General features: G+C 70.3%; 22 protein-coding genes and 1 pseudogene. 10 read left to right on the forward strand and 13 right to left on the reverse strand.

The genetic code is table 11. The features are described from left to right. Positions 1-198 precede the first annotated feature (198 nt). Positions 199-1,107: a phosphatase PAP2 family protein gene (locus tag F1641_RS23420; protein WP_206691314.1), complete on the forward strand. Its 909-nt coding sequence runs from the start codon at positions 199-201 to the stop codon at positions 1,105-1,107. 210 nt (positions 1,108-1,317) lie between these two features. On the opposite strand, the pseudogene F1641_RS15730 reads toward F1641_RS23420, so the two are convergent. Continuing rightward, positions 1,318-2,336: pseudogene (locus F1641_RS15730) on the reverse strand (IS5 family transposase). A gap of 565 nt (positions 2,337-2,901) precedes the next feature. Here F1641_RS15730 and F1641_RS24015 point away from each other — a divergent pair. From F1641_RS24015 to F1641_RS15745, 3 genes are all read left to right on the forward strand, one after another. Continuing rightward, the gene (locus F1641_RS24015; protein ID WP_375541506.1) at positions 2,902-3,357 is read left to right on the forward strand and encodes an ArsR/SmtB family transcription factor; all 456 of its coding nucleotides are present in this window, start codon (positions 2,902-2,904) and stop codon (positions 3,355-3,357) included. Continuing rightward, positions 3,354-5,315 (forward strand): heavy metal translocating P-type ATPase, encoded by a 1,962-nt coding sequence (locus F1641_RS15740; protein WP_194907175.1) that lies wholly within the window; start codon positions 3,354-3,356, stop codon positions 5,313-5,315. Before F1641_RS24015 ends, F1641_RS15740 begins: the two co-directional genes overlap by 4 nt. Before the next feature lie 211 nt (positions 5,316-5,526). Continuing rightward, the gene (locus F1641_RS15745; RefSeq protein WP_194907176.1) at positions 5,527-6,837 is read left to right on the forward strand and encodes a PP2C family protein-serine/threonine phosphatase; all 1,311 of its coding nucleotides are present in this window, start codon (positions 5,527-5,529) and stop codon (positions 6,835-6,837) included. A gap of 84 nt (positions 6,838-6,921) precedes the next feature. On the opposite strand, the gene F1641_RS15750 is transcribed toward F1641_RS15745, so the two are convergent. Beyond that, positions 6,922-7,338 carry an ATP-binding protein gene (locus tag F1641_RS15750; protein WP_309225649.1) on the reverse strand — a complete coding sequence of 139 codons (417 nt, stop codon included), beginning with the start codon at positions 7,336-7,338 and terminating at the stop codon, positions 6,922-6,924. A gap of 153 nt (positions 7,339-7,491) precedes the next feature. Continuing rightward, entirely contained in the window at positions 7,492-8,295 is an 804-nt protein-coding gene (locus F1641_RS15755) for a hypothetical protein (RefSeq protein ID WP_194907178.1), read from the reverse strand. Between the two features lie 349 nt (positions 8,296-8,644). On the opposite strand from F1641_RS15755, the gene F1641_RS15760 reads away from it, so the two are divergent. Continuing rightward, the gene (locus tag F1641_RS15760) at positions 8,645-9,226 is read left to right on the forward strand and encodes a hypothetical protein (RefSeq protein ID WP_194907179.1); all 582 of its coding nucleotides are present in this window, start codon (positions 8,645-8,647) and stop codon (positions 9,224-9,226) included. Positions 9,227-9,753: 527 nt separating this feature from the next. Here F1641_RS15760 and F1641_RS15765 read toward each other — a convergent pair. Then, a complete protein-coding gene (locus tag F1641_RS15765; RefSeq protein WP_309225650.1) occupies positions 9,754-10,140 on the reverse strand; it encodes a metalloregulator ArsR/SmtB family transcription factor in 387 nt (128 codons plus the stop codon). A gap of 114 nt (positions 10,141-10,254) precedes the next feature. Here F1641_RS15765 and arsB point away from each other — a divergent pair, with 114 nt between their 5' ends. After that, the gene (gene arsB / locus F1641_RS15770) at positions 10,255-11,397 is read left to right on the forward strand and encodes an ACR3 family arsenite efflux transporter (protein WP_206691315.1); all 1,143 of its coding nucleotides are present in this window, start codon (positions 10,255-10,257) and stop codon (positions 11,395-11,397) included. A gap of 77 nt (positions 11,398-11,474) precedes the next feature. Continuing rightward, positions 11,475-11,873 carry a low molecular weight phosphatase family protein gene (locus tag F1641_RS15775; RefSeq protein ID WP_309225651.1) on the forward strand — a complete coding sequence of 133 codons (399 nt, stop codon included), beginning with the start codon at positions 11,475-11,477 and terminating at the stop codon, positions 11,871-11,873. A 156-nt stretch (positions 11,874-12,029) separates the two neighbouring features. Here the strand turns inward: F1641_RS15775 and F1641_RS23425 are convergent, their stop codons facing one another. Together F1641_RS23425 and F1641_RS15785 are read right to left on the reverse strand one after the other, a co-directional pair. Continuing rightward, entirely contained in the window at positions 12,030-13,040 is a 1,011-nt protein-coding gene (locus tag F1641_RS23425; RefSeq protein ID WP_194907184.1) for a GGDEF domain-containing protein, read from the reverse strand. Positions 13,041-13,154: 114 nt separating this feature from the next. After that, complete coding sequence (locus tag F1641_RS15785; RefSeq protein ID WP_194907187.1) at positions 13,155-15,017, reverse strand: bifunctional diguanylate cyclase/phosphodiesterase; 1,863 nt, start codon at positions 15,015-15,017, stop codon at positions 13,155-13,157. Positions 15,018-15,219: 202 nt separating this feature from the next. On the opposite strand from F1641_RS15785, the gene F1641_RS15790 reads away from it, so the two are divergent. Next, positions 15,220-15,939 carry an HD domain-containing protein gene (locus F1641_RS15790; RefSeq protein WP_194907188.1) on the forward strand — a complete coding sequence of 240 codons (720 nt, stop codon included), beginning with the start codon at positions 15,220-15,222 and terminating at the stop codon, positions 15,937-15,939. Between the two features lie 563 nt (positions 15,940-16,502). Continuing rightward, complete coding sequence (locus F1641_RS15795; protein ID WP_194907190.1) at positions 16,503-17,003, forward strand: hypothetical protein; 501 nt, start codon at positions 16,503-16,505, stop codon at positions 17,001-17,003. A 21-nt stretch (positions 17,004-17,024) separates the two neighbouring features. Here F1641_RS15795 and F1641_RS15800 read toward each other — a convergent pair whose 3' ends face one another. The 4 genes from F1641_RS15800 to F1641_RS15815 all read right to left on the reverse strand — a co-directional run bounded on the left by F1641_RS15800 (position 17,025) and on the right by F1641_RS15815 (position 21,046). After that, positions 17,025-18,146 carry an ABC transporter ATP-binding protein gene (locus F1641_RS15800; protein ID WP_194907192.1) on the reverse strand — a complete coding sequence of 374 codons (1,122 nt, stop codon included), beginning with the start codon at positions 18,144-18,146 and terminating at the stop codon, positions 17,025-17,027. Beyond that, positions 18,143-19,021, reverse strand: coding sequence for an ABC transporter permease (locus tag F1641_RS15805; RefSeq protein WP_194907193.1), 879 nt, complete (start codon positions 19,019-19,021; stop codon positions 18,143-18,145). The genes F1641_RS15800 and F1641_RS15805 overlap by 4 nt, the downstream gene beginning before the upstream one ends. Beyond that, the gene (locus tag F1641_RS15810) at positions 19,018-19,707 is read right to left on the reverse strand and encodes an ABC transporter permease subunit (RefSeq protein WP_206691316.1); all 690 of its coding nucleotides are present in this window, start codon (positions 19,705-19,707) and stop codon (positions 19,018-19,020) included. The genes F1641_RS15805 and F1641_RS15810 overlap by 4 nt, the downstream gene beginning before the upstream one ends. Before the next feature lie 205 nt (positions 19,708-19,912). Beyond that, on the reverse strand, positions 19,913-21,046 hold the full coding sequence (locus F1641_RS15815; RefSeq protein ID WP_194907195.1) for an ABC transporter substrate-binding protein: 1,134 nt from the start codon (positions 21,044-21,046) through the stop codon (positions 19,913-19,915). Between the two features lie 1,192 nt (positions 21,047-22,238). Between F1641_RS15815 and F1641_RS15820 the strand changes: the two genes are divergently transcribed. Then, positions 22,239-23,087, forward strand: a complete 849-nt coding sequence (locus tag F1641_RS15820) for a hypothetical protein (RefSeq protein ID WP_194907197.1) — start codon at positions 22,239-22,241, stop codon at positions 23,085-23,087. A gap of 95 nt (positions 23,088-23,182) precedes the next feature. Here F1641_RS15820 and F1641_RS15825 read toward each other — a convergent pair whose 3' ends face one another. Genes F1641_RS15825 through F1641_RS15835 form a run of 3 tightly spaced genes read right to left on the reverse strand, consistent with a single transcriptional unit; the run spans position 23,183 to position 25,544 of the window. Then, positions 23,183-23,812 (reverse strand): phosphoesterase PA-phosphatase, encoded by a 630-nt coding sequence (locus F1641_RS15825; RefSeq protein ID WP_194907199.1) that lies wholly within the window; start codon positions 23,810-23,812, stop codon positions 23,183-23,185. After that, on the reverse strand, positions 23,809-25,056 hold the full coding sequence (locus tag F1641_RS15830) for an MAB_1171c family putative transporter (protein WP_194907201.1): 1,248 nt from the start codon (positions 25,054-25,056) through the stop codon (positions 23,809-23,811). Before F1641_RS15830 ends, F1641_RS15825 begins: the two co-directional genes overlap by 4 nt. After that, positions 25,053-25,544: a hypothetical protein gene (locus F1641_RS15835; protein WP_194907203.1), complete on the reverse strand. Its 492-nt coding sequence runs from the start codon at positions 25,542-25,544 to the stop codon at positions 25,053-25,055. The genes F1641_RS15830 and F1641_RS15835 overlap by 4 nt, the downstream gene beginning before the upstream one ends. Between the last annotated feature and the right edge of the window lie 14 nt (positions 25,545-25,558).

Here is a 25,558-nt window from a genome sequence, read left to right on the forward strand (position 1 = left end):
GCTCAGCAGTCACCTGACTCCCGCAACGACCCACCGTTGAGCACCTCACCGAAGCCCGGTCAACCGCCAGGACGACCTCCGGGCGCGCGGCAGCGCAGGAGGGCCAACACTCGACCACCCCGGACGCTGGCGACAGGCCAGGTGCACCGAGCCCGGGGCACCTCCGGCCGAGCCAGCGGTCCACCGGAGGAGACCCTCGTGAGCGCAGTCGGCCCCCGCAGTGACGAGCCCACCCCACCCCGAGGGGCCCGTCCCACCCCTGACCCGGGGGCGACACCCGCAGCCCAGCTGCTCGATGACGGGCGAGAAGGCGACTTCGTCGGCGGGCGTGACCTGACCCACTGGCCCAGCGCCGCCGGGCGCGCCCTGCACGCCGTCGCGCTCCAGGCGCGGCGGTGGCTCCTGCCCCCCCAGGTCTGGGCCCTGACCCTCCTCATCGGGCTGGTCCTGACCGGGCTGTTCACCGCCGCGGCCGCTGGCGTCTACGACTCCGTCGTCGAAAGCGACGGCGTCACCGGTCTGGACCAACCCGCCCTGCGCCTGGCCATGGCCCACCGCTCGCCAGGTCTGGACGCCGCCGTCACCGCCTACACCGACATCGCCGGCCCGATCGGGATGCCGGTGATGGCCGCCACCACCGCCGCCCTGCTCGCGCTGCTCTGGCGGCGCTGGACACCGCTGACCCTGGTGGTCACCACGATGCTGGGCTCCCTGGCGCTCACCGTGGCCGGCAAGGCCAGCATCGGCCGGGCCAGGCCTCCCCTGGCCGATGCAGTGCCCCCCTATGAGCACAGCTTCAGCTTCCCCAGCGGACATACGCTCAATGCCACTGCCTTCGCCGGAGTCGTGGCCTACCTGCTCCTGCGGCGGCTGCACGCGGCGTGGGCGCGCCGACTCACCGTCGTCGTGGCGGTGCTCTTTCCCCTCACGATCGGGGTGAGCCGCATCTTCTTGGGCCACCACTGGTTCACCGACGTCCTCGTGGCTTGGGTGCTGGGTCTGGCGTGGCTGGGGGTGGTCATCACCGGCCACCGCCTGTTCCTGACCCTGCGCCGGGGACACCACTCATCCACGGCTGCGATCAGGCCAGGGGCACCTTCGGCCTGACTGGCGCGGGGAGTGACTGCTGCTCGGCGGGTGGCAACGGCCTCTGGCCAGGGCATCTGGTTGCGGCCGCTCAGGACCTGCGACCAGGCCTGCGGAGGGCTCCGCGACGGCCAACCGATGACGACACCAGCCGTTTCACTCGCGGATCCCCGACCCCTGACGGGGCAGGCCCCATCTCAGCAGCAGAGGGAGAACCAGTTCCGCCGTCACCTAGGGCGTGTCTGACGGATCTCGCCGAGTGAGGTCCCGCAGCCAGATCCGCAGCGCCGCCACCGCCACCGTCCCGGCGAAGATGTACCCCCGCTTGTCGGTACGCATCGCGAACGCCCGGTTGTCCTTGAGCTTGGCGAACGTCCGCTCCACGACGTTGCGGCCCTTGTAGGCCTCCGCGTCGAAGGCGTACGGACGACCCCCGCGCGACCCGCGCTTGCGCCGGTGACCGGCCTGGTCATCTGGCACCGGGATCGTCGCGGTGATGTGACGACGGCGCAGGTCAGCGCGCACTGGACGACTGGAGTAGGCCTTGTCACCCATCACCCGGTCCGGTCGGGTGCGCGGGCGCCCGCACCCGCTTCGAGGGATGCGAAGCCGGCCCATCAGGACCGGGTAGGCCAACGTGTCCCCGCGCTGGCCGGGGCTGACCGCGCACACCAGGGGACGGCAGCGGGCGTCGGCGAGCAGGTGCACCTTGCTGCTCAGGCCACCGCGGGACCGCCCCAGGCCCTCTCGCTCACGGCTGGCCTGGCGCCTGGCGGCTTCCGGGTCGAGGTGTCCGGTGTTGACCCCCCGAACGCCCCCGTTCCCGGGGGCTGGGTGGGACCTGCGCGGCCAGGCGCTCGGGCGGCACGTCGCGTGGTGGTTCACCTCTGGCGCCGGCGGCGTCGTGGTGAGCGCGCATGATCGAGGAGTCGATGGACACCACCCACTCACCCTCCTGCGCAGTGAGGTCCAGGTCGCACTCGGTGCGCAGCGCGTCCAGGACCTTCTCCCATGTGCCGTCAGCTGACCAGCGTCGATGGCGGTCGTAGACGGAGTCGACAACGCTGCCAGGGACCGTAGGCCGCCGGTAGGTCTCGCCATGGTGAGCCGGTGCGGACCCGCCAGATGACCCCGTCGATGACGGGCCGGTGGTCGGCCCAGCGGCCGCCGCGGCGTGGGGTGCGGTCGGGTAGCAGCGGTTCGAGCAGGTGCCACTGGGCGTCGGGGAGGTCGTGGCGGTCAGCTGCCATGTGGGGGTAGTACCCCGAACGCAGCGTGATCGCTCAGACACGCCCTAGCTGCAGCCCGGTCATCCCCTCGACCCCCACGGCCAGACAGAGTTCCTGGCTCCTCTAGCTCGCGCCGGCTCATCCGCGTCGGCGCGAAGGTCAAGATGTCCACCAGTGGCGGTGGCTCACTGCCCGGCCCTCCCGCGCTGATCCAGCCCACGACGTCGTCGGTCGCCTCCGGAGTCAGCACCCCGCCCAGCCAGACCGGAGTCACGCCCGCATCGCGCTGATCAGCCCCAGGGACGACGACCACCACGTTCGAGTGCTCGCAGGCGTCCAGGCACTTGCCGATCGCCACCGAGGTGGTGCCAGCGTCGATGCCCTGGCTCAGGACGCGCAACTGCTCGGCGTGGTCGAAGCCGGGGTGCTTGCTCCTGTTGCCGCACTCCCCACCCCGGCACACCACCACCAGCGTCCCCTGTGGCTCCAGCGGTTGGAGGCGAGGTGGGCGCCGGCGACCTGCGCTGCGCTTGGGCAAGGAGCTCTCCAAGGAAGTGTCGAGAACGATGTCTGCCATTATCTGCGCGTGCTCGAAGATAAGCGGACATGCGGACGCCTGCCGGACAGCGACTACGTCGAGCTGGCCGTCGAGGTCTTCGCGATGCTCGCCGACGCCACCAGGGTCCGGATCCTGCTGGCCCTCAAGGACGCCGGTGAGCTCTCGGTCAACCACCTCGCCGAGGTCGTCGACCGTTCCCCAGCCTCGGTGTCCCAGCACCTGGCCAAGCTGCGCCTGGCCCGCATCGTGACCACCCGCGGTGATGGGGTGCGTGTCTTCTACCGCCTGGCCAACGAGCACGTTCCTCAGCTGGTCACCGACGCGATCTTCCAGGCCGAGCACTCCCTGGGCGGTACCCCGCGCCACCACCACCGTCCGCAGGAGTCCGCGCAGATGCCCCGCGAGGACGCAGAGGACGCCCAGGCCACCCCAGGCAGCGCGGTCACCACCGCCTCGGCAACGGCGGAGAAGGCACCCCGATGACCAGCACCCTCAGCGGCCCAGCTTCCCTAGAGGCGCGCCCCGGCGGCCGCGTCCTGGCCAAGCCGCCATCGCTGATCTCCACCGGTATCCGCTTGCCCGAGGTCCGCTGGGCTGCCCTGGCCCTCCTGCTCTTCCTGGTCGCGTGGCCGCTGCAGCTGGCCGGAGCCCCCGCACCTCTGTGGTGGGGGCTGTACTTGGCCTGCTACCTCGCCGGTGGCTGGGAACCGGCGTGGGCGGGCATCACCGCCCTGCGGGAGAAGACCCTCGACGTCGACCTGCTGATGATCGTCGCGGCCATCGCCGCCGCCAGCATCGGCCAGGTCTTCGACGGCGCCCTGCTCATCGTCATCTTCGCCACCAGCGGCGCCCTGGAGGCCCTGGTCACCCAGCGCACCGCAGACTCCGTCTCCAGCCTGCTGACCCTGGCCCCAGAGCGCGCCACCCTCGTAGTCGGTCATGGCCTAGGCCTGCACGAGCGCGAGGTGGACACCGCTGACCTGGTCATCGGTGACGTCATCCTGATCCGCCCCGGCGAACGCATCGGCGGTGACGGCGTCGTCATCCACGGCGTCAGCGAGGTCGACCAGGCCGCCGTCACCGGTGAGTCCGTCCCCGTGCGCCGCGAGGTCGACGACGAGGTGCTCTCGGGCACCGTCAACGGCACCGGCGCCCTCACGGTGCGCATCACCCGAGCTGCCAGCGACTCCGTCATCGCCCGCGTCGTGACCCTGGTGCGGGAGGCCTCGGAGACCAAGGCAGCCCGCCAGCTGTTCATCGAGAAGGTCGAGCAGCGCTACTCGCTCGGCGTCGTCATCGCCACGCTGGTGGTCTTCTGCCTGCCCCTGGCTCTTGGACAGGAGTTCCAGGCGGCGCTGCTGCGCGCCATCACCTTCATGATCGTGGCCTCACCGTGCGCGGTGGTGCTGTCCACGATGCCGCCGCTGCTGGCTGCGATCGCCAATGCCGGTCGCCACGGGGTGCTGGTGAAGTCCGCCACCGTCATGGAGCGCCTGGGGCGCACCCAGCTGGTCGCCTTCGACAAGACCGGCACCTTGACCCAAGGCGCCCCCGAGGTGGTGGACGTGTCGCCGGCGGCCGGCCGCACCCGCGCTGAGGTGCTGGGGCTGGCGGCGGCGGTGGAGCGGCACAGCGAGCACCCGTTGGGACAGGCCATCGTGCGTGCAGCCGTTCAGGACGCCGGGCAGGACGCCGGGCCCGGCGACGAGGCCCTGCCCAGTGCGGCGGACTTCCGCGCCCTGCCCGGTCGTGGGGTCGAAGGCGTCGTGGGCGGGCGCACCGTGTCGGTGCTGCAGGCCCCCGCGACCGGACGGACCGTCGTCGGCACCGTCGTGCACGTCCTGGTGGACGGCGACATCGCCGGAACCGTGGTGCTGCACGACGCGCTGCGCGCCGACGCTGCACAGGCGGTCGCCCACGCCGAGCAGCTCACCGAGCGACCGGTGCACCTGCTCACCGGCGACAACGACGCCACCGCGACCGACATCGCCGCCCGCACCGGCATCACCGCCGTCCACGCCCACCTGCTGCCCGCCGACAAGGCCCAGCTCGTCACCGACCTCGAGGCGGGTGGGGTGGCAGTCATGGTGGTCGGGGACGGCGTCAACGACGCCCCCGCACTGGCGGCCGCCAGCACCGGGGCCGCGATGGGGCGCCACGGCTCGGACCTGGCGCTGGAGACGGCTGACCTGGTCATCATCCGCGACGAGCTGGCGGCGGTTCCGGCGGTGGTGGCGATGTCTCGGCGTGCTCATCGGATCGTGGTGGCCAACCTGGCGATCGCGGCGACGTTCATCGTGGTGCTGGTGACCTGGGACCTGGTGGGCAGCCTGCCGCTGCCGCTGGCGGTGGCGGGCCATGAGGGGTCGACCGTCATCGTGGCGCTGAACGGCCTGCGGCTGCTGCGCCGGTCCGCCTGGCCCACCGCGACCCTCCGATGAGCTGGGGACGGCGACCTCCCTCGAGAGCGGCCCATCTGCAGCAGGCGCCCCGCAGCGACGCGAACCGGGCTCCGGCCGCAGCAAGGCAGGCTCGTTGCACCGCCGTCGACGAGCACCACCGGGCGCTGCACGGGAGCCGGCGTGGCCCTCAGCGCCGGTGCCGCGTCGCCGTGTCCCCCGTGTGGACGTCAGCCTTCTTTAAGGTTGCCCGGTGAGCACGACAGGTCAGGCACTGCACGACGTGCTCGATGCCGCACAGGACGCCTCCCCGGTGGACGCCGTCGAGGCGGTCACCCGCGAGCTGGGCAAGGCCCTGGGCGCGACGGCGGTCTCCTTCCTCATCGCTGACCTGTCAGGACGAGCGCTCATCCGCCTGACCCACACCCCCCTGGGAGCCGATGTCAGAGCGGCTGCAGGTGGTCACACCGCCCAGGTGCGGGAGGCAGGTCCTGCAGGGGTGGAGCGCCTCCAGGAGCGGGAGTCGGCGAAGGCGGTCTCCTTCGACGGCGGTCCGGCCGAGCAGGCGGTCCGCACCCAGCAGGTCCAGGTCGTCGAGACCGGTGACCGGGGATGGGTGGTCCTGGCACCCGTCACCGAACGCGGCGAGGCGATCGGCCTGGTGGAGCTGACCATGCCCACCCGACCGAGCCCTGCCCAGCAGGCGGAGGTCGCCCGCACCGCCTTCGTGCTCGCCTACGTCCTCATCGCCAGCCGCCGGCACACCGACCTGTTCGAGTGGGGCCAGCGCAGCGTGCCCTACTCCCTGTCCGCGGAGATCCAGCGGCGCCTGCTGCCCGCGGCGCTGACCTGCGAGGCGGGGGCGTTCACCCTGTCGGCCTGGCTGGAGCCGGCGGCTGAGATCGCCGGGGACACCTTCGACTACGTCCTGGCCCGTGACGAGCTGCACCTGTCGATGAGCGATGCGATGGGACACGGCGTCGCCAGCGCCCTGATGGCGACGCTGTGCCTGGGGGCGCTGCGCAACAGCCGCCGCCGAGGCGTCTCGCTGGTGGAGCAGGCGGCCTCGGCGAACAGCGCGCTGCACGAGCACCTGACCGGTGAGGGGCAGGAGGGCTTCGTGACCGGGGTGCTGGGCAGGGTGGACCTGCCCACCGGCAGGCTGAGCCTGCTCAACGCCGGTCACGCCCACCCCTACCTGGCGCGCGGGGACCGCGTCGAGCCGGTCCGGGTGGACCCCGGTCTGCCGCTGGGCCTGTTCTCCGAGCTGGAGCACGGGTGGGCCGCGGTGGATCTCCTCCCCGGAGACCGGGTCGTGTTCGTCACCGACGGGATGCTGGAGCGCAACGCCGAGGCGGTGGACCTCGCTGCTCTCATCCGGGTCTCGCGGCACCTGCACCCGCGGGAGGCGACCCGAGCGCTGGCTGACGCGGTGGTCCGAGCGTGCGGCGGTGAGCTGGCGGACGACGCGACGGTGATGGTGCTGGACTGGCACGGGAACCACGGCCGGGACCGCCGCACGACGTCCGGGGCCGAGGTCCACCGCGCCAGCCCTCGGACATGAGCGCCGTGCACCGCAGCCCTGTTCGCCCGAGAACGGGCTCAGACTGGTCGAGAGCGGGCCGAGCTCCCGGTGCACGCGGACGCCTCAGCGGTGAGACGGTCGAAGCGTCACCTCGGGGTCGTTGTTGACGCGGAACCAGACGGCTTTGCCGGCTGGGCCCGGCTCCACACCCCACTCGGCGGCGAGCTGGTCGATGAGCAGCATCCCGCGGCCGCTCTCGGCATCCGCGTCGACGTGGCGCACCATCGGCGCACCGGCGGCGGCGTCGCTGACGCGGACCCGCAGGCCCGCTGGTGCCTGGCAGGACACCTCGGTGGTGATGGGCGGGGATCCATGCCGCAGGGCGTTGGTGACCAGCTCGGTCACGAGGAGCTGGGCCACCTCGGTCTCGCCGTGGGAGTGAGCCGGGCAGGTGGAGGAGGACAGGAAGTGCCTCGCCCTGGAGGGAGCACGATCGTCGACGGGCAGCTGCATCGACGCGTCCGGGGTGGTGGAGCACACGAGGCTCCCGTCCCCGTCTGGACCTCATTCAAACGATCTCTTTCAAGTCAGGGTGGCCGCCCGGTCGGGGATCCGTTGTGAGACGGATCGACGCCCGCGTCGCGAAGGAGCGACAGGGCGCCTGGAGCGCACGGTCAGCGGTCCTCGGTTGCGTCAGTCGGCCCCATGAACCCCTCGTAACAGGGCCAACCCCTCACCCCAGCCCGCGATGACCTCCTCAGTGCGGCGGTGGCCCCGCGCAACATCATGCGCAGCGCACTGGGCCTCCACCCGCGCGAACACCTCTCGCAGTGCCCGCGGCTCACCATCAAGCAGGCTCGCCAGCAGCGGCAAGAAGTCCTCAGCCGGCCATCCCCGTACAGGTTGCTCGCGCAGCTCCCATGGCAGGTACTTGTGATACGGCCTAACACGTCCCGCCAAGGCGAACACGACGTCGAGCAGCCACGGCATCGACTCGGCGGCGTCGAGCCGCCGCTCCAGGGGCCTGTCATCGCGGTCGGATTTCAGGGCGCGGTAGGTGTAGTTCAGCCAGCCGTCCAGGCGGCTGGCGTCCAGCAGGACGGCGTCGATCTCATCTGGCGTAAGCGTTGCCTGCCGACGCACAGCTTTCGTAATCGCCCCCTCAGTGCGGTCCAGGAGGACAGGGGCCCAGGCGAAGGACCAGCGGAACCACCAGCCCGGCGTCCCGAAGGAAGGCACCGCTTGCAGCTCGCTCATCGCGACGGGTAGCTCATCTACCTCGTCAGAGCGGTCCGCCGTGCGCTGGGCAGCGGCAATGTCGGTGAGCACGACGTAGACATCGACGTCGGAGCGGCTGGCCGCCAGGCCTCTGCCAGCAGAACCCGACAGCACGAGCCCCAGGAGACCGTCGCCGTGCGCGACCTCATTGCGCTGGGCTACCTCCCGAAGCAGGTCACGGTGCTCGGTGGACACGTGCTCAGGCAGGCGCAGCTCCACCTGGCTGACTGTGCTCAGGCCAAGGCGATCGTGTCCATGGCTTTCCGCGGTGTTCGGATGGGAATCCGTTGTGAGACAAATCCCTGCCCGCGCCGCTGAGGAGCGACAGGACACCTGATCCGCCCGGTCACCGGTCGTCAGCGAGACACCGACCGTCGTACGACCCACTGGCGACTCATGCTCCCGGCAACCCGGTCATGGACGGCCTGGTCGATGCCGCGGTGCGGACCAGGCCAGCACCGGCGCGAACACGGCCTCAAGGACGGGCTTACCTGGATGAAGTCCATCTGCAACTCGTCAGAACTGCACCGCGTCCTTGCTCTATGAGGTCCACGCAGGAGGACAGGCGATGACACCGCCCGGACGGCGCGTCCTCGCAGCAGCATCGGCTGCGCTCGGTGCCCTTGTGCTGAGCGGCTGCGCGGCACTGCCCCGCGCGGCCACCGCCGATGTCCGCACCCTCGCCAAGATCGACGGGTGGCGCGCTGACCTGGCTACCCCGCCGCAGGTGTTTTCCGCTCTAGAGGTCGCTTACGACCCTGAGACAGCCCAGCGGATGTGGCAGGAGAACGTTCCACCCGGGCTCCCTGCGCGGGGAGGTGACCCGACGCGCTTCGGGCTCTACGGAGATCTGGCCGATGTCGACTTCGGCGGGCAGGCGGTGGCCTTGTGGTCCGGCGGTCAGTCCGGCAGCTGCCCGGGGTGGCTCTCGCAGGTGCGCCGGGCCGAGACCAGCCATGTCGTCGTCACCGAGGAGCTCGACAGTGGCATCGGCAATGCCTGCAGCAGGGACCGCAACGTCTACCGCACCGTGGTCGTCATCGAGCGCGACCAACTGCCGAGCGAGTCGTCGCTGGCATCTGCACATGCCACAGACGATGACCCGGAGTGCCCCGCCGAGGTGTTGCTGGCCGCCTACCCGCCTCCGTAGGAAGCGCCTTCCGACGACGTCAGCGGGAGACAGGTAGGTCGGACAGGAAGCCCATCTCCGACGGTCGGTGGCCCCGGGCGTCAGGGCACCGCGACGTGCACCGAGGCGGCCGGTCAGCGGTGGTCAGCGAGACGCCGACCGGGCAGCGGTGGTCCAAGATGCGATACGGACCTGACGGGCCAGATCAGTCCTCGCTGGACTGACGCCAGCAGGACGCGGCATCCAGCAACCAAGACGGGGAGCAACAGTGATGACTGGCTCCAGGTTGATATGGCTGCGTGTGGTGCTATTGGCTGTCTTCTTTGCCGCGTTGGCCTACCTCGGTGTCGTCTTCGGCGGACGGCCAACTACGTCGATCCTTGTCGCTGTAGGCGCCTGGTCGGCCAGCGTCCTGGTGGTCGTCTGGGTCCACCTTCATCAGACCTGAGCGTTGCGCTTAGCCAACCCCTCCGAGACGGCGAGCTGTGTCCGTCATCGCCGCTCACGGGGGAGCAGGCGTCCGTCCAGCGGTCCGTCTGCGCACAGCCTCAGCCGGTGGTTAGCACCCCCGCCAGGGCGTCCAACGCCCCAGGGACCAGGGCGTAGTAGGCCCACACTCCCCGCTTGTCCCGCATCAGCAGACCCGCCTGCACGAGCACCTTTAAGTGGTGGCTCACCGTGGGCTGGGACAGGCCCAGAGGCTCGGTCAGATCACACACGCACGCCTCCCCGCCCTCGTGGGCGGCGACCATGCTCAGCAGCCGCAGCCGCGCAGGGTCGGCGATTGCCTTCAGGGTCCGGGCTAGTGCGGCGGCGTCCTCGGCGCGAAGGGGCTCGCGCACCAGGGGGGCGCAGCACGCCACCGACCCGGCGCCGCCCCCGGCCGACGGGTCGACGCCAGGGCCCTGGGCGACGGGCTGAGCGACGCGGGCCACGGTGACAGGGTGGCACACGACATCGACAGGCATCGATGTTGACGGAAGGCGACCGCCGTGCGACGGTCCATCGACAAACATCGATCCCTGCTGCGGCGGGGCGGGAAGGCGGTCATGAGCCCCACCAGCACCCTTGAGGGCCCGGTCGTGGCGCGCCTGTCGACCCTGGACCGGTTCCTGCCGGTCTGGATCGTCGCCGCGATGGCCCTCGGCCTGACCCTCGACCGCCTGGTCCCCGGCCTCGACGACGCCCTCTCAGCGCTCGAGGTCGGCTCGGTGAGCCTGCCGATCGCCCTTGGCCTGCTGGTGATGATGTACCCGGTGCTGGCCAAGGTCCGCTACACCCAGCTCGGCCGCGTCAGCTCCGACGCCGCCGGCCGCCGCATGCTGGCCGCCTCACTGGTCCTGAACTGGGTGCTCGGGCCGGCGCTGATGTTCGCCCTGGCCTGGCTCCTGCTGCCTGACCAGCCCGAGTTCCGCACCGGCCTGGTCATCGTCGGCCTGGCCCGCTGCATCGCCATGGTCCTGATCTGGAACGACCTGGCCTGCGGGGACCGCGAGGCCGCCGCCGTCCTGGTGGCGATCAACTCCGTCTTCCAGATCCTCGCCTTCGCAGCCCTCGGCTGGTTCTACCTGCAGGTGCTCCCTGCGTGGCTGGGCCTGCCGACCACCAGCGCGGACTTCTCCGTCGCGGCCATCGTGGTCAGCGTGCTGGTCTTCCTCGGCATCCCGCTGCTCGCCGGCTACCTGACCCGCACGATCGGGGAGCGGGCCAAGGGACGGGACTGGTACGAGCGGCGCTTCCTGCCGCGCCTCGGCCCCTGGGCCCTGTACGGCCTGCTGTTCACCATCGTGCTGCTCTTCGCCCTGCAGGGGGACGCGATCATCTCCGCCCCTGGTGACGTCGCGCGGATCGCACTGCCGCTGCTGGCCTACTTCATCCTGATGTTCGTCGGCTCCTTCGTGCTGGGTCGCGTGATCGGCCTGGACTACGCCCGCACCACCACGCTGTCCTTCACCGCGGCCGGCAACAACTTCGAGCTCGCCATCGCCGTGGCGATCGGCACCTTCGGGGTCACCTCCGGCCAGGCCCTGGCCGGGGTGGTGGGCCCGCTGATCGAGGTGCCCGTGCTGGTGGCGCTGGTCTACGTCGCCCTGTGGGCCGGGCACCGCTTCTTCTCGAACGACCCCACCGTCCCCGCCGCCCGTGCTGCTCTAGACGCCGCAGGGACGACGACCACCCGGAGCACCTCATGACCCAGCCGACCACCCCCACCGTCAGTCCCGCCGTCAGCCCTGCTGCCAGCTCTGCAAGCCCTGCCGAGGGTCCGCGGGTGCTATTCGTGTGCGTGCGCAACGGCGGCAAGTCCCAGATGGCCGCCGGCCTGATGCGCCACGCCGCCGCCCAGCACGGCCTGGCGGTGCAGATCTCCTCCGCCGGCACCGAGGCGGGTACGAAGCTGAACGCCCAGTCGGTGGAGAGCCTGGCCGAGATCGGCGTCGACATCTCCACCGCCCGCACCCACCAGCTGACTGCGGACGACGTGCGCGCCGCTGACCTGGTGGTCGTGCTGGGCGGGGAAGCCCGGGTGGAACCGGCCGAGGGCACCCCCGTGGAGGTGTGGGAGACCGATGAGCCTTCCACCCGGGGCATCGAGGGGATGGAGCGCATGCGCCTGGTGCGCGATGACATCGCTGCTCGCGTGGAGGACCTCATCGGCCGTCTCGGCTGAGCCACCCTGCTGAGTCCGTTGCGGGGCAGCGGTGTCCGGCCAGGGAGCCGTCAGGGTCAGCGGTCTCGCGACGGCTTCCGGCCTCGGGTGAGCATCCAGCCCCGCTGATGCCTGACCCTTGCTGGAACCTCCGGGCCAAGACCTCCCATCGGACGCTCAATGATCTTGGATCTGGTCGACCCGGGACCGCTCGTGGGTGCCAGCACCCGCCCGCTTCTGCGCGTACAACCGCCCATCGGCACGAGCAAGCAGCACCTCGATGCGGGCGCTGCCGTCACTTGAGGCCATACCCGCCGACCAGGCCATGGCGTGAACTTCGCGCAGCCGCTCGACCAGTGCCCCCGCCTGAACCTCAGAGGTACCCGGCAAGCTGAGCACAAACTCATCCCCACCGAGACGACCCAGCAAGTCCCCGCGGCGCAGCTGCCGGCTCCACGACGCACTCAGCTCGCGCAGCAGAGCATCTCCGGCAGCGTGCCCGCGAGAGTCGTTGACCGCCTTGAACCCATCCAAGTCGATGACCACCACGGTGTACGGGCGCCCCGATCGTCGGGCCTGGGCCAGGTCACGCTCCGCCGCCGCCAGCCACGCGCGCCGGTTGGCCACCCCCGTCAACGGGTCCAGGGCAGCCGTGTCCCGCAGGGTCCTCACCATGCGCCCGTGGACCTCCAGCACCACTACGGCGGTGACCAGGACAACCACCCACGGCAGCACGAGACCGTCCGCGGTACTGAGCACAGCACCAGCAGTGGCCATGGCCAAGAGACACACCCCATAGGCGCGAGCAGCTGCGGCGGAGAAGGACTGCGCGGCGTACAAACACCCAGCGATCAGCATCGGCCCGAGACCCACGACGCCCACCGCAGTCACAGATGCCGCTGCTGCGAGGGCCACCAAGGCACTCAAGACGACGAAGCCGACGTGGACCACACCTACCGGCCAGCGTCGACCCACCAGCAGCACCGCAACGGCCACGACGAGGCCGGTCCCGCCAAGGGCAGCCATCAACGCCACAGGGGACTGTGCCGTCAGAGGCCAGCGCGCCGAGACCAGGCACAGCAGGCCACCAAGGGCGTAGACCAGCGCCAGGACCCTGACCTCGGGACGCTCCTGCCCATGCATGTGCTGACTGTTGCGCAACAAAGCCTCACACGGTGCCCAACTCACCTCAGGCAGCTGAACCTGCTGAGCCATCGCTGGGTAGGCCGAGGTAGCCCCCCTCAACATGAGACGGCTGTAACCGCTGACCAGCACTGGTAGGAAGCCGGCGAGACACCTCGCTCACGATGCTCGTGCCAACCACGACGCGCCGACCTGGCCAGCTGGAGCCGGCCTTGCGATGGCGTACCCCTGCACGTGCAGGCCGGGCCCCGGCCCGAGGCTGGCCAGCTGCCGCAGCGCATCCAAGTGCGCCTGTGTCTCAGCGCCCTCGGCGGTCACAGCAACCCCCAGCTCGCATCCCATCTGCACCAGCATCCGCACCACCGCCAGATCGCGTTCGTCACTGAGCATGCCCGCAACGAACCGTCGGTCGATCTTGATTCCGTCCAGGTGCAGGTCACGCAGATGCGCCAGTCCCGCAGCGCCTGACCCCACGTCATCCAACGTCAGCCCCACCCCAGCACCTCGCAGCCTGGCCAACGACTCAGCAGCCGCAGCGATGTGGGCGGTGGTGGCCACCTCAGGCAGCTCCAAGCGCAGCACGTAGGGCGCCAATCCCACGCACGCAAGCTCGGCCAAGACCATCGACGCCAGGTCCGGATGCAACAGACCAGGCACCGAGAGGTTGACGTTGATGTGCAGGGGGGCCCCGGAGCCGTACTCAGCTCGCCAGCGCGCGTGCTGGGTCAAGGCCAGATGCAGGACATGTACGTCCAGGTTCGCTGCGAAGCCGACCGCGGCGACATCACCCAAGAAGGCCACCGGACTGAGCAGGCCTCGGGCGGGGTGGTTCCATCGCACCAGGGCCTCAGTACTGCTCAGGCGTCCGGTCAGAACATCCACGATGGGCTGGAAGTGCAGCTCGAACTGGCCATCGTCGAGAGCGTCCTGCAGCTCGCTGCGGTCAGGTGCAAGCGCCGTGGTCACCGCCGGTGCTGCCGTTCCATCGACCACAGCGCAACGCGCACCCCCAGCTGCTTTGGCGCCGTACATCGCCAGGTCCGCCTCGTGCAGCAGCACCGACGCCTCCAGCGGTCGGTCAACGCCGATGGCGGCTGCGCCGATGGCCACCCCGATGCTGGCCTGTCCCGGCAGGGTCCGCCCCGCCACGTGCATCGGTTCGCTCAGGTGCATCAGGAGTCGCTGTGCGATGTCATGGGCCCAGGCCGCGACAGGCTGGTGCGACGAGACCGGCATCTGAGCCAGGACTGCGAACTCATCCCCACCCAGGCGGGCCACGAGGTCCTCCGGGCGTACCGCTGTTCGCAGGCGCTGAGCCACCTGCTGCAGGACGAGGTCGCCGGTGCTGTGCCCATAGCCGTCGTTGATCGCCTTGAAGTTGTCGATGTCGATGTAGACCACCACCACATGACTGCTCGGACCAGCGGTGGGCACACAGGCGCTGTGCAGCTGCTGCAGGAAGTGCTCGCGGTTGGCCAGCTGGGTCAACGGGTCGGTCAGGGCTTTGTGGGTGAGCTCTGCGGCCAGTGCCCGCAGGACGTCCTCAACCTCCAAGAACGACACGACTTCGTGGCAGGCGCCATCACGCTCCGACCCGGCGGCTGGCACCTCATCGGTCCCACGGACGTCGGTAACCAAGATCTCGCTGTACCGGCTGGCGCGATCACGAGTCAGGATCTGTTGAGCAGCCTGGGCCACCGAGGTCTCCGACCCAAGGGACAGGGCGTCCCAGTCGGTGAGGACGCTGACAGGACGGCGGGCGTGCACCGAGCGTCCATAACCCAGCCGTCCAGCCATCGCTGACATGAACGGGCCACGTGAGATCAGCCCCCAGCGGCGCTTTTCATCCTCCGGACGCGGCCTCACCGCCAGGCACGTCAGGTCTGTGTCGGTGCGGAACGCTTCGTCGATGAGGTCGCACGCCGTGTCAGGGGCGACGATGCGGGCTGGACGCGTCAAGGGTGCGACATCGCCGGGGGCGGTGTGGTGCTGCCCGAGCGCGTGGTGCAGGTTCACGCTCACCTTCCTGGTATCGGCGGGCCGCAGCGCCGATAGAGACACCAGGGGGTGAACGCTCGGTGTCCACCGCCACGCTCGAGCCTCTGGCAGCAGACGTGGACGGCCGACGGCGCGCCAAGATGACCGAGCCCACCCACCGGCAGACTGACACGTTGATCACTATCACTCCGCTGCACGGTGGAGCCGTAGACGTACGGTGACCGTCGTGTCAGGCCAGCGTCCAGTCGCGTTCACCCGGTGGTCACCACTTCACTCGACCGCAGACCGCCTGCAGCACGCCGCACCCGCCAGATGCCGCATTGACCTGCTCGACGCGCCTGAGAACCTCACCGCCCTGGATGGCGCGCTGGTGGACCAGGCACGACGGGTCGCCCGAGAGCTGCTAGCCACAGTGGACGATGCCGGCCGCCGCTGGCGGCACACCCAGGCGGTGGCCGCCCGAGCCCGCGAAGGGTCAGCAGCAGTAGCACCCCAGCAGGTCAACCTCCTGATCAGCGCCGCGTGGCTGCACGACATCGGCTACGCGCCAGCACTGGCTCGGACCGGCTTTCACCCGGTGGACGGGGCGATGCACCTGCAGCAACAGCTGTGGCCACCAGCCGTGGTGGGCCTGGTGGCCCACCACTCAGGCTCGCGGTTCGTAGCGGCGGTGCGCGAGGTGCAGCACCACATGATTCCGTTCGAGCGGGTGGGGCACTGGTCAGGCCCGGTGGCTGATGCCCTGACCTGGGCTGACCAGACCACCGGCCCCGACGGGAATCGCGTCAGCGTGCACGAACGCATCGCCGAGGTGCTCAGCCGCCACGGTGCTGACAGTCCCCAGGCTCGCTGCCACCCTCAGCGCGGCCCCGCCCTGATCAACGCGGTGAACGCCACCGAGGACCGGCTGCTCCTTGCACGCGCCGCTGGGACCAGCAGTAGCTAAAGCCCCAGCACGTCGACGTTCCCACTGACCAGAAGCCGGGTTTGGCGCAGCGGGCCCATCGTGCCCATCGCTCGGATGCACCGCGGGGGTCTGGTGTGCCGATGACTTAGGACGCCGTCCTCAAGGGGCCGGGGTGCGGAACAAGGGATCCTTTCGCCCCTGTAGCGCGGTGTCCAGCTGGGTGTCGGCATCGCCATCAGAGCCATCAGAGGCGCCGCGGTTCTCCGCAGCGTTGTCCGTGGGGCTGGTCGCGTCGTTGTTCGCGGAGCGGTTCGGCTCCTCTGCGGCCACTCCCGTTCCCGGGGACGCCTCGGGGGCTCCTGCGCCGGCATCGGCCGCGGGGATGGTGCCGTCCTGGTCATCGGGAACGGGAGAGAAGGGGGCGCTCATCGACATGGCGCTCACCTGCCCGGCACCGCGGATCTCACGCGCCGCAGTCGACGGTGTTCGTCTGCCATGCACGCGACGGGCACCCGCGCCGCCTCGCTTCAAGGGGGTTGCGGCTCGATGAACTCTTGTGGGCCAGACCGCTGTTGGTCCCACATGTGCCGCACGATGGCGCCATGGGCACTGGAGCCGGCGCGCTGGTGAAGGGCGTGGACCCTCTGGCGGTGGTGCGCCGGTGGGAAGCCTCCCAGGGGCGTCGCCTGGTGGACCCGTCATTGGCCGGCTGGGATGACCTGGACAGCGAGGCCCTGGTCATGGCTCGTGATAGCTGGGGTGTGTCGTTGCCCGGCGGCACGCAGTTCTGGAGGCGGCGGCGCTACCTCAGCTTCAGCGCGAGCGGGGCGCCGCAGCGGCTGGTGGAGGTGCAGCTGGCCTGCGGGGACCATCCCGTGGTGCAGGCGCGTCACCGTGACCTGGCTGTTGCACGTGCGCTGGGTAACCGGTATTGGATCTACGTCCTCGACCCGGCGGCAGACGGCCAGGCGCAGTTGTGGACTGTGCAGGATCCTGCAAGGTGCCCCTGGCAACTCGCCAAGGCCGTGGACCCGCACGAGGGGCTGTGGGTCCTGCCGCTGCGCCAGGTAAGCGCGGCATCGGTCTTGCTCGCCGCGGCGTAAGAGCGCGCTCACGCGTGGCGGTCAGCGGACCAGGACCGGCACCTGCGCTGCACGCACCACCACACGGGCGCCAGGTGCGGTGTGCTCTCCCGTACGCGCTGCCAGGTGCACCACCAGGGGCTCCCCACCGCCGTCGAGCTGGACGACGGCCCGAGTGGCGGCGCCCAGGAAGACCAGCTGGACGACGGTGCCACGCGCCCCTGCGCCCCCCGGAGCGCCCCCCGAAGAGCCTCCCGCCTCCGGGGCCACCTCGATGTCCTCAGGTCGCAGCAGCGCCGTGCCCGGACCCGACGTGGTGGTCGACCCCGGCAGCAGCGGCAGCCGCCGCCCCAGCACCTCCGCCCCGCCTGCCCCCACCTCGCAGGCGACGCGGTTGACCTGCCCCACGAACTCCGCCACGAAGGGCGTCGCCGGGCGGCGGTAGAGCTCTTGCGGAGCGGCCACCTGCTCCAGGCGCCCGGCACGCACGACCCCGACGCGGTCAGCGACCGACAGCGCCTCCTCCTGGTCGTGGGTGACCAGGAGCGTCGTCGTCCCGACCTCTCGCTGGATCCGGCGCACCTCCTCGCGCAGCTGCTCGCGCACCTTGGCATCCAGCGCCGAGAACGGCTCGTCCAGCAGCAGCACCGAGGGCTCCACCGCCAGCGCCCGGGCCAGGGCCACCCGCTGCTGCTGTCCGCCCGACATCTGCGGTGCGAACCGGTGGGCCTGCGCGCTCAGGCCCACCAGTTCCAGGGCCTCCCCTGCGCGCCGCCGCCGCTCGGCTGCGCTCACCCCGCGCAGCCGCAGGCCGAACGCGACGTTGTCCAGGGCGTCCAGGTGCGGCAGCAAGCTGTAGGCCTGGAACACCATGCCCATCCCCCGCCGGTGCGCGGGCACCCGAGCCAGGTCGCGTCCGCCGACGACGACCGTCCCGGCATCGGCCCGCTCCAGCCCTGCCAGCACCCGCAGCGCGGTGGTCTTGCCGCACCCGGACGGTCCCAGCAGCGCCACCAGCTCCCCCGGGCCGATGGTCAGGTCAAGACCGTTCAGGGCGGCCACCTCCCCGAAACTGCGGCGCAGCCCCTCTAGACGGACCTCCACGCCCCCGGGCGTGCCGAGGCCGGCAGCGCCGGTGGTGCTCTGACGGGTGGCGGTGCTCACGACGGTGCTCCGGTTCCAGGGGGCGCGGCAGGGGTGGGTGAGAGGACGGCAGCGGCCGGTGCGGCTCGACGCCGTCGCCCCACGGGCAGCAGTGACAGTCCGAGCAGCAGGACGAAGGCCAGCAGCAGCGAGGCGAGCGAGGCCGCGACCGACAGCTCGGCGTCGCGCTTGCCGACCAGGTTGATGGCCACCGGGAGGGTGTCGTAGCCCAGCAGGGAGGCCACCGTGAACTCCCCCAGCACCACGGCGACCACCAGCACCACCGTGCTCGCGACGGCGCCGGTGAGGTTGGGCAGCACGACCTTGAGAACAACGTCGGGCCAGCGGGCCCCCAGGCTGCGCGCGGCTTCCACCAGGGTGCGCAGGTCCAGGCCCCCCAGGCCCGCGGCGAGTGCGCGGTGGGCGTAGGGCAGGGACAGCACCGCGTAGACGAAGACGAGGTTCAGCGGGGAGCCGCCGAGCAGGTAGACCACCCAGGCGTAGACCGGGGCGACGCCCACCACCACGACCACGGCGGGAACCGCCAGCGGCAACAGGCACACCAGCTCCAGGGGCTGGCGCGCCCACGGCAGGCGCAGCGCCACCAGCAGCATCGTCGGCAGCAGCAGAGCTACCACCACGACCGCCGTCAGCAGCGCCAGCTGCAGGGAGACCAGGATCGCTGCGGACAGGTCGGGGTCGGTGGTCAGTGACGACCACGCTCCACCCGAGCGGCCCCCGGTGGGCGTGCGGGTGCTGAAGTCCAGCATCGCCAGCAGCGGGACCAGGGCCGCCGCAGCGGCGACACCCAGCACGACCCACCGGACGACGACGGCCGTACGCGGGCCCGCACCCTTGCTCGTGCCCTTGTCAGTGCCCGTCGGCTGCCGGCTCATCGCAGCCACCGCGCGGTGCGGCGCTGCACCAGGGCCTGGGCCCCCATGACCACGGCGACCACCAGGACCATGCCCACCGCGAGGGTGCTGGCCAGGTCCTGCTGGCCGACCAGCACGTCGCTGGACAGGGCCCGTCGGATCTGCAGCGGCACGATGGAGGAGCCCTGGCTCACGAGCGCGGCGGCAGTGGCGTACGCGGACAGCGCGTTGGCGAACAGCAGCAGCAGCGCACCGGTGAAGGCCGGGGCGAGGACGGGCACCGACACGAGGCGGAAGTGCTGCCAGTGGGTCCCGCCCAGGGTCAGGCTCGCCTCGCGCCAGGCGGGGCGCACCCCATCCAGCGCGGGCAGGAAGACGATGACCATGAGCGGCACCTGGAAGCAGGTGTAGGCGAGCACCAGCCCGGGGGTGTCGAACAGCCAGACCCCGGAGGCGTACAGGTCCACCCCGACACCGCTCAGCAGCTGGGTGACCACCCCCGACAGGCCGATGGTGGCCACCAGGGCGAAGGCCAGTGGCACCCCTGCGAACTGGGAGAGCACCCCGCAGGCCGCCACGACCACCCGCCGCAGTACCGAGGTGGGTGAGGACCCGGCGACCACGGCCGCGACGGCGGCGCCGAGCACCGCTCCGACGGCGGCCGTGACCGCCGACAGCTCGAAGCTGCGCGCGAACGCCGACCGCACGACCGGGTCGCCCAGGGCCGCCAGGCCCCGAGCGTGGGACGTCCGGAGGAGTCCAGCAGCGCACCGGCGAAGACGACGCCGAGCGGGATGAGCAGGAACAGGATCACCAGGGCCCCGAAGGGCAGCAGACCGGCGGCGGCCGTGACCTCCGAGGCGAGGCGTCCGCTGCTGCGGGAGGCCGTGCGCCGGCCCGCTACCAGGGAGGTCACGAGACCGCGGCCGCCCAGGTGCTGGCCAGCTGCTGGGCCCCGGCCGCGGTCTGCTCGGCGGTCAGCGCCACCGGCGTGCCCGAGACCGCCGGGAGCTTGGCGTACTCGGTCTGGTCGATCGTGCCTGCGGTGACCATCGCGTCGGCGCGGATGGGGCGGGCCCCGCCGGCCAGCCACAGGTTCTGGCCCTCGTCGGAGTAGAGGAACTCCTGCCACAGGCGCGCGGCCGCGGGGTGGGGTGCGTCCTTGTTGATCGCCTGGTTGTAGTACTGGGAGGTCACCGCGCCGGTGGGGACCACGACCTTCCAGGTCGGCAGGTCCTTGGTGATGGCCGCGTTGAGGTAGTCCCAGTCGATGACGACGGGGGTCTGGCCCGAGGTGATCGTGGCCGCCGTCGGGTCCACGGGGAGGAAGTTGCCGGCGTCGTTGAGCTGGGAGAAGAAGCTGACGCCGGGGGTGAGGTCGTCAGCGGAGCCGCCGCTGCCGAGGGCTGCCATGACGACGCCGCTGAAGGCGGCTCCGGCCTGCGTGGGGTCACCGTTGAGGGCGACCGCGCCCTTGTACTCGGGCTTGAGCAGGTCGGCGACGGTGCTGGGCGCGGGGACCTTGGCCGAGTCGTAGCCGATGGACATGTAGCCGCCGTAGTCGTTGACCCACAGCCCCGTCTCCTCCTTGTTGGCCGCGGGGACGTCGTCCCACGTGGCCACCTGGTAGGAGGCGAACTGGTCGGTGTTGGCCAGGGTGACGGACTGGCCGAGGTCGAACACGTCAGGAGCACCGTCCTGGCCCGCGAGGCGCTTGGCGGTGTCGATCTCGTCCTGGCTGGCGGCGTCGGGCTGGTCGGAGTTGACGGTGATCCCGTACTCCTGCTCGAAGGCGTCGATGATCGCGCCGTAGTTGGCCCAGTCCGGCGGCAGCGCGATGACGTTGAGCTCGCCCTCGGCTTTGGCGGCGGCGACCAGGGAGTCCCTGCCGCCACCGGCCTCGGCGGAGGTGGTGGTGCCCCAGGCGGTGCCGTCGGAGGCGGTCGAGGTGGCACCGGCCTCCGCGGTGGGCGGGGCGCAGGCGGCCAGCGGGGCGATCAGGGCACCGGCGGCGAGCAGGGTGGCCAGGCGGGCGGTCAGGCGCATGAGACCTCTCCAGAGCGGGTTCGGCAACCGCTGCGCGGTCGCCTGGCGAACCTGCGTGCCGCCGGCGCCTGTGCGGGGCACGCGGGGGGTCTGGTGGAAGTCGGGAGCGTGAACATCCAGGGTGGGTAGCGGCCTCACCTCGCGGTAAACCAGTCGATCTATGAGCGGACTTGCGTTGCGGAGTGCGGGTCAGGTGTGGCCTGCTACTCACCTCGGTCGCCCGTCGCTGTGAACCGGACGAGGACTCTGTCGGCGACTCGCCGCGGTCTGCATGGCGCCGGCGCACGACGTCCAGCAGTGTCCGCTGAGCGTTGGTCACGAGACACTCACCGGTCAGCAGTGGTCATGCGGCAGCACCACCCTGACGATCCTTCACCGCGGTATCACCGTCGGAACCCGAGTGGGCCGCCTGCTGCGAAGAGCGCGGTTCAGCGGAATGCGCCTCGAGAGTGGAGCTGGCCGAGGACGGGCAGTCGTCATGTGGCGACCGTCAACGTGCCGCGAACCGAATGAGGATGGCCACGGGCCACCGCCGCCCGGCACCCCGGCGGCCCGACATGAAGCACTACGTCACCTATGCCCGCGACGCGTTCCCCGGTTGCGCACGCGAAAGCGCCCCCTGATCACCAATCGTGATTCGGCAGAAGTGCGCGTTGGGACCATCACCGACAGCAGCCTCAAAGATCAAGCGCTTGAGATGCTGTTCCCTGTCACCGCTTACCGGGTATCGCGCAAGGATGGATCATTTTCCGCCCCTGCTACAGAACTGACGCCAGAGGGAGATACTCAGACGTGCGCGATGCCACCTCCCACCTGAAGATCGTGATGATGTCAATCAGTCGAGGTGACTCAACCATCACGTTCCTGCGCGAAGACGGCAAAGAGGCTCGCTTTCCACTGACAAGCCCCATGTTCTCGAAGACGAGCCAACTGGCGAGCCTCCACGTAGCTCTGGGGGAGCTCGAACTTACCGGGAAGGCGCTTCTCGCGACCACGAGCTCTGGTGATCCTGTCGTGTTCGAGCTACCGCGGATCGACGAGCCCGATCAACTGATGGATCGCCTCACCGTCTACCTAGACCAGAACCAGTGGCGAGCGCTGAGTGAGGCGAGCGAATCCGCATCGCGCGTGGCCGAGGCGGATCTCTCAGCGGCACGACGCTTGATCGAGCTTGTCAACGAGCGCATGGTTTGTGTTGCCAGCCTCCTCAGCGCATTACTACGAGACCACCAAGTGGACCCACGACGCCAGTCGCTACCGGTTGGGGCTGTCGATCCTCCAACACAGTCACGGTTGGCAACTGCGGGATCCGCTGCAGGTTCGCAGGGACGAGATCAGTCGTTCTTTCCAGCATGCTCTCTTCGGCGGCCCTCCGCCGGTCGGTAGCGACACCATCACCCTGTCTCCGGATGTGATTCACGGCGAGGTCCGGGGTGGCCGAGCCATAGAGGTGCCCCCGGACTTTCCACCCGACATGGCGACCCTGCACCGCGCACTGGTGTCTGCGTCGGCGCTGATCGACGTGATGCTCGACATGGAGCATATCCCGGCTCAGGCGCCGACTAGATGGACCGCCGCAAACCAGGCGTTCTCCGACTGGCTCGACACCCAGCCTTTGGACTCCAACCAAAAGCGGAACTCCATCGATGCCTTCCTCATGAACGACCTCGTAACGGAGATTGCCGAGGAGGCCCTCAAGGGCGGCCTCACGATAGATCAGGTGCGCGTCTGGATGGAGAACGGCGGCAAGAGCATCGCGCTGACGCCGGGGCTCGGCCTGTACCGCGAGATGATGCAAGACCGGCATCTGAAAGTCGGACTGACATGGCGCCCCAGCGATCTGACGGACATGATCTACCTCTCGATGGCCGCCGGTTACGCCGACGTCGTCGTCTGCGAGAACTCGATGGGGGCATCGCTCAACACGGGCATCAAGCGACTCCATCGGAATACGTCTGTGTTTCGCCGACTGAGCGACGCTCTACCTACGATTGAAACGATGCTGGAAAGTCGAGGGCTCAGGCCGACAACAGCCGGTTGACCACACGGTCCGCGGCGGGCCGTAGGCCATGTCCCGGCCCGGTTGTCGTTGAAGCAGCGGGCTGGGCGGCACTCAGGCGATGCGCGGATTCCTTCTCATGAGACGAACCCGAGGAGCGACAGCACAGCAGCGCCGAGACCAGCTCCAACTGTGACCTGAGCCGGGGTGTGGTCCCGCAGGACGATGCGTCCCCACGAGACCAGCACCACCGCTAGGCCGGCCAGTAGCGCCCAGGGACCAAGGACGACGACGAGGGCCGCCACCGTCCCGGCCGCCACCGCGGAGTGCATCGAGATCTTCCAGAACTTCGAGATCACCAGACAAGCGAGAACGAGCAGCACCTCGCCGACTAGCAGCCAGACCAGCAGCGGCGGTGCTCCCAGGAACACGAGCACCGAGATGCCAACCGCCAAGCACAGCAGAACGGCTATAAGGACCTTGGGGCGGTCCTCCCGCCGAGACACGTGTCGATCCGTCGCACCACCGGTACGGATCAGGTAGGCGATGTACGCGTAGGGCAGCCCGATGGCGAACACAGCACCCAGCAGGCCCAGAACCGCGCCGCGCCACGCGTTCGAGTCGCTGAGCGCCCCAACGGCCACGGGACAGACCACGCCGACGACTGAAGGGGCCAGCAGCTCGGTGAACACCCTTGCCAGCCGAAGGCGCAGGCCGCCGCCCTCGCCGTCGGAGGTCTTCGCCTCGACGTCCACCTGCTCGGTCACGGCGTGGCCCCCTTCCGCTGACTCCTGACGTGTCGGCGCGCCTGCCTGCGGCGCACCCGGTACCGGTGGGCCACCTTGGACCACCACGCCACTTCCTGCTCGACGGTCGCTGCCGTCGGAGGTACCGGGATGGTCTCCCTCGGCATCGGCGCGCCCTCAGACTCGGCCACGACGACCTTGGCCAGCGCCGTTGCCGCTCGATCGGCCTCGACGTCAGAGACCTTCGGTGAAGCCAGCGCAGCGGGCGCCACCTGTCTGACGGTCACGGAACGGCCACCCATGATCCGTACGGCGTCGAGGAGCTCGATGACGCGTCGGTAGAGCCGCCACGCACCGGTGCGGATGCTCATGACCTCCCGCACGGGCCCCGGGTCCGGGTCCAGCGCAACAGAGGGACGCAGGCGCACGAGGTCCCTCCACAGCGGGTAGAGGCGGACGCTCGTGGCGTGGGCCGTCAATCCGTCCGAGGTCGCCCGTGCGCGGGCCACCGCCGCCAGCCACAGGGTCCCCGCGACCAGCAGGATGCTGGCGGTCGCGGCGAGGATCGCGCCTGGCCACGCCAGCGCCTCCAGTACGCGGGGACGGTCAGCGATGACTGCCCCGAGCCCCACGACGCGCACCACCACGAACGAACAGCCCGCCGCAGCGCCGAGAGTGATCAGCGAGCCGCTGAACGCCAACTGACCGGTCATGGTCTTCCGCATCCGCCATCCGAGCCGCAGCAGCTCGGCGAATGCGCCGCCGACGAAGACGACGAAGACCAGCGAGTAGACCCGCACCGCAGGCTCACCGGCGAAAGTCACCATGTACGACTGGACCTGCCGTCCGTGCGGGCCGAAGACGAAGCAGGCCCAAAGGACGACGACGGCGGCCGCCAGCCACGTCCGGCGCCGTCGGAGCCATCCCGCCTGTCCTCGCCGGGCGGTTGAGCCATCTGCTGAGGCGCCGGCACGGACGGCGAAGTGAGCGACCATCCCGAGGATCCCGACGGCGCAGGCCATCAGGGCGGAGCGGGCGATCGGCTCGCCGATGTTCGCCACACCCGTCAGTCGCGTCAGTGCCGCGTAGACGGGTGAGACCAGGGAGGTCGCTCCCACTGCGAGCCCGGCCAGCGCCAGGGCAAGGCCCTGGCGGTCTCGCCGACTCCCGGGCCACAGGTCTCGTGCGCGAAGCAGCGCCGCGAGGCCTACGAAGGCAGCAACCACAGGGATGGCGTACGTCGAGACGACGTCGGCCAGGCTCACCGGGCGTCTCGACGGCGGGAGCCGAAGGTGGCCGCGAGGTCTGCGGCCCGCCGACGGGTGTCGGCAGGCAACCCTGCGAGATGGCGTGCCGTCGGGTCGGCAGACAGCTGCAGCAGCATGGAGGCGAAGACCTCGGCCTCGCGCTCCTCGGCCTCGCTGTACTCCTTGCGCGCCAACGACCGCCGCACCATCGACGGGTCCAGGAGAGGGAACAAGGTGGCGAGGACCTCGGGAGCCATCACCTCGTCGTACCCGTGGCCGAAGGCGATGTGGGCGAGCTCGTGGGCGATGACGTGCTCAAGGTGCAGTCCCGTCAGCGCCTCGTCGTAGAAGACGGTGTCGACGTCGTCCAGGCCGATCCAGAACCCCGACATCTCCCCGAGACGCGGATGCGCCATCAGGCGGATGGGACGGCCTCGCTGCTGGCTGAGCTGCTCGGCGAGCCGGTCGACGCTGGTGGGGCCGTCGATGCCGAGGTCAGCCAGCACCCGGGCACAGCGAT

It is taken from the genome of Quadrisphaera sp. INWT6 (assembly GCF_015390235.1).
Taxonomy (GTDB): domain Bacteria; phylum Actinomycetota; class Actinomycetes; order Actinomycetales; family Quadrisphaeraceae; genus Quadrisphaera.

Coding starts and splice junctions, on each gene's coding strand:
- F1641_RS15740 (WP_194907175.1), top strand. CDS start 3,354: ATGACCAGCACCCTCAGCGGCCCAGCTTCCCTAGAGGCGCGCCCCGGC.
- F1641_RS15760 (WP_194907179.1), top strand. CDS start 8,645: ATGACACCGCCCGGACGGCGCGTCCTCGCAGCAGCATCGGCTGCGCTC.
- arsB (WP_206691315.1), top strand. CDS start 10,255: ATGAGCCCCACCAGCACCCTTGAGGGCCCGGTCGTGGCGCGCCTGTCG.
- F1641_RS15795 (WP_194907190.1), top strand. CDS start 16,503: ATGGGCACTGGAGCCGGCGCGCTGGTGAAGGGCGTGGACCCTCTGGCG.
- F1641_RS15805 (WP_194907193.1), bottom strand. CDS start 19,021: ATGAGCCGGCAGCCGACGGGCACTGACAAGGGCACGAGCAAGGGTGCG.
- F1641_RS15815 (WP_194907195.1), bottom strand. CDS start 21,046: ATGCGCCTGACCGCCCGCCTGGCCACCCTGCTCGCCGCCGGTGCCCTG.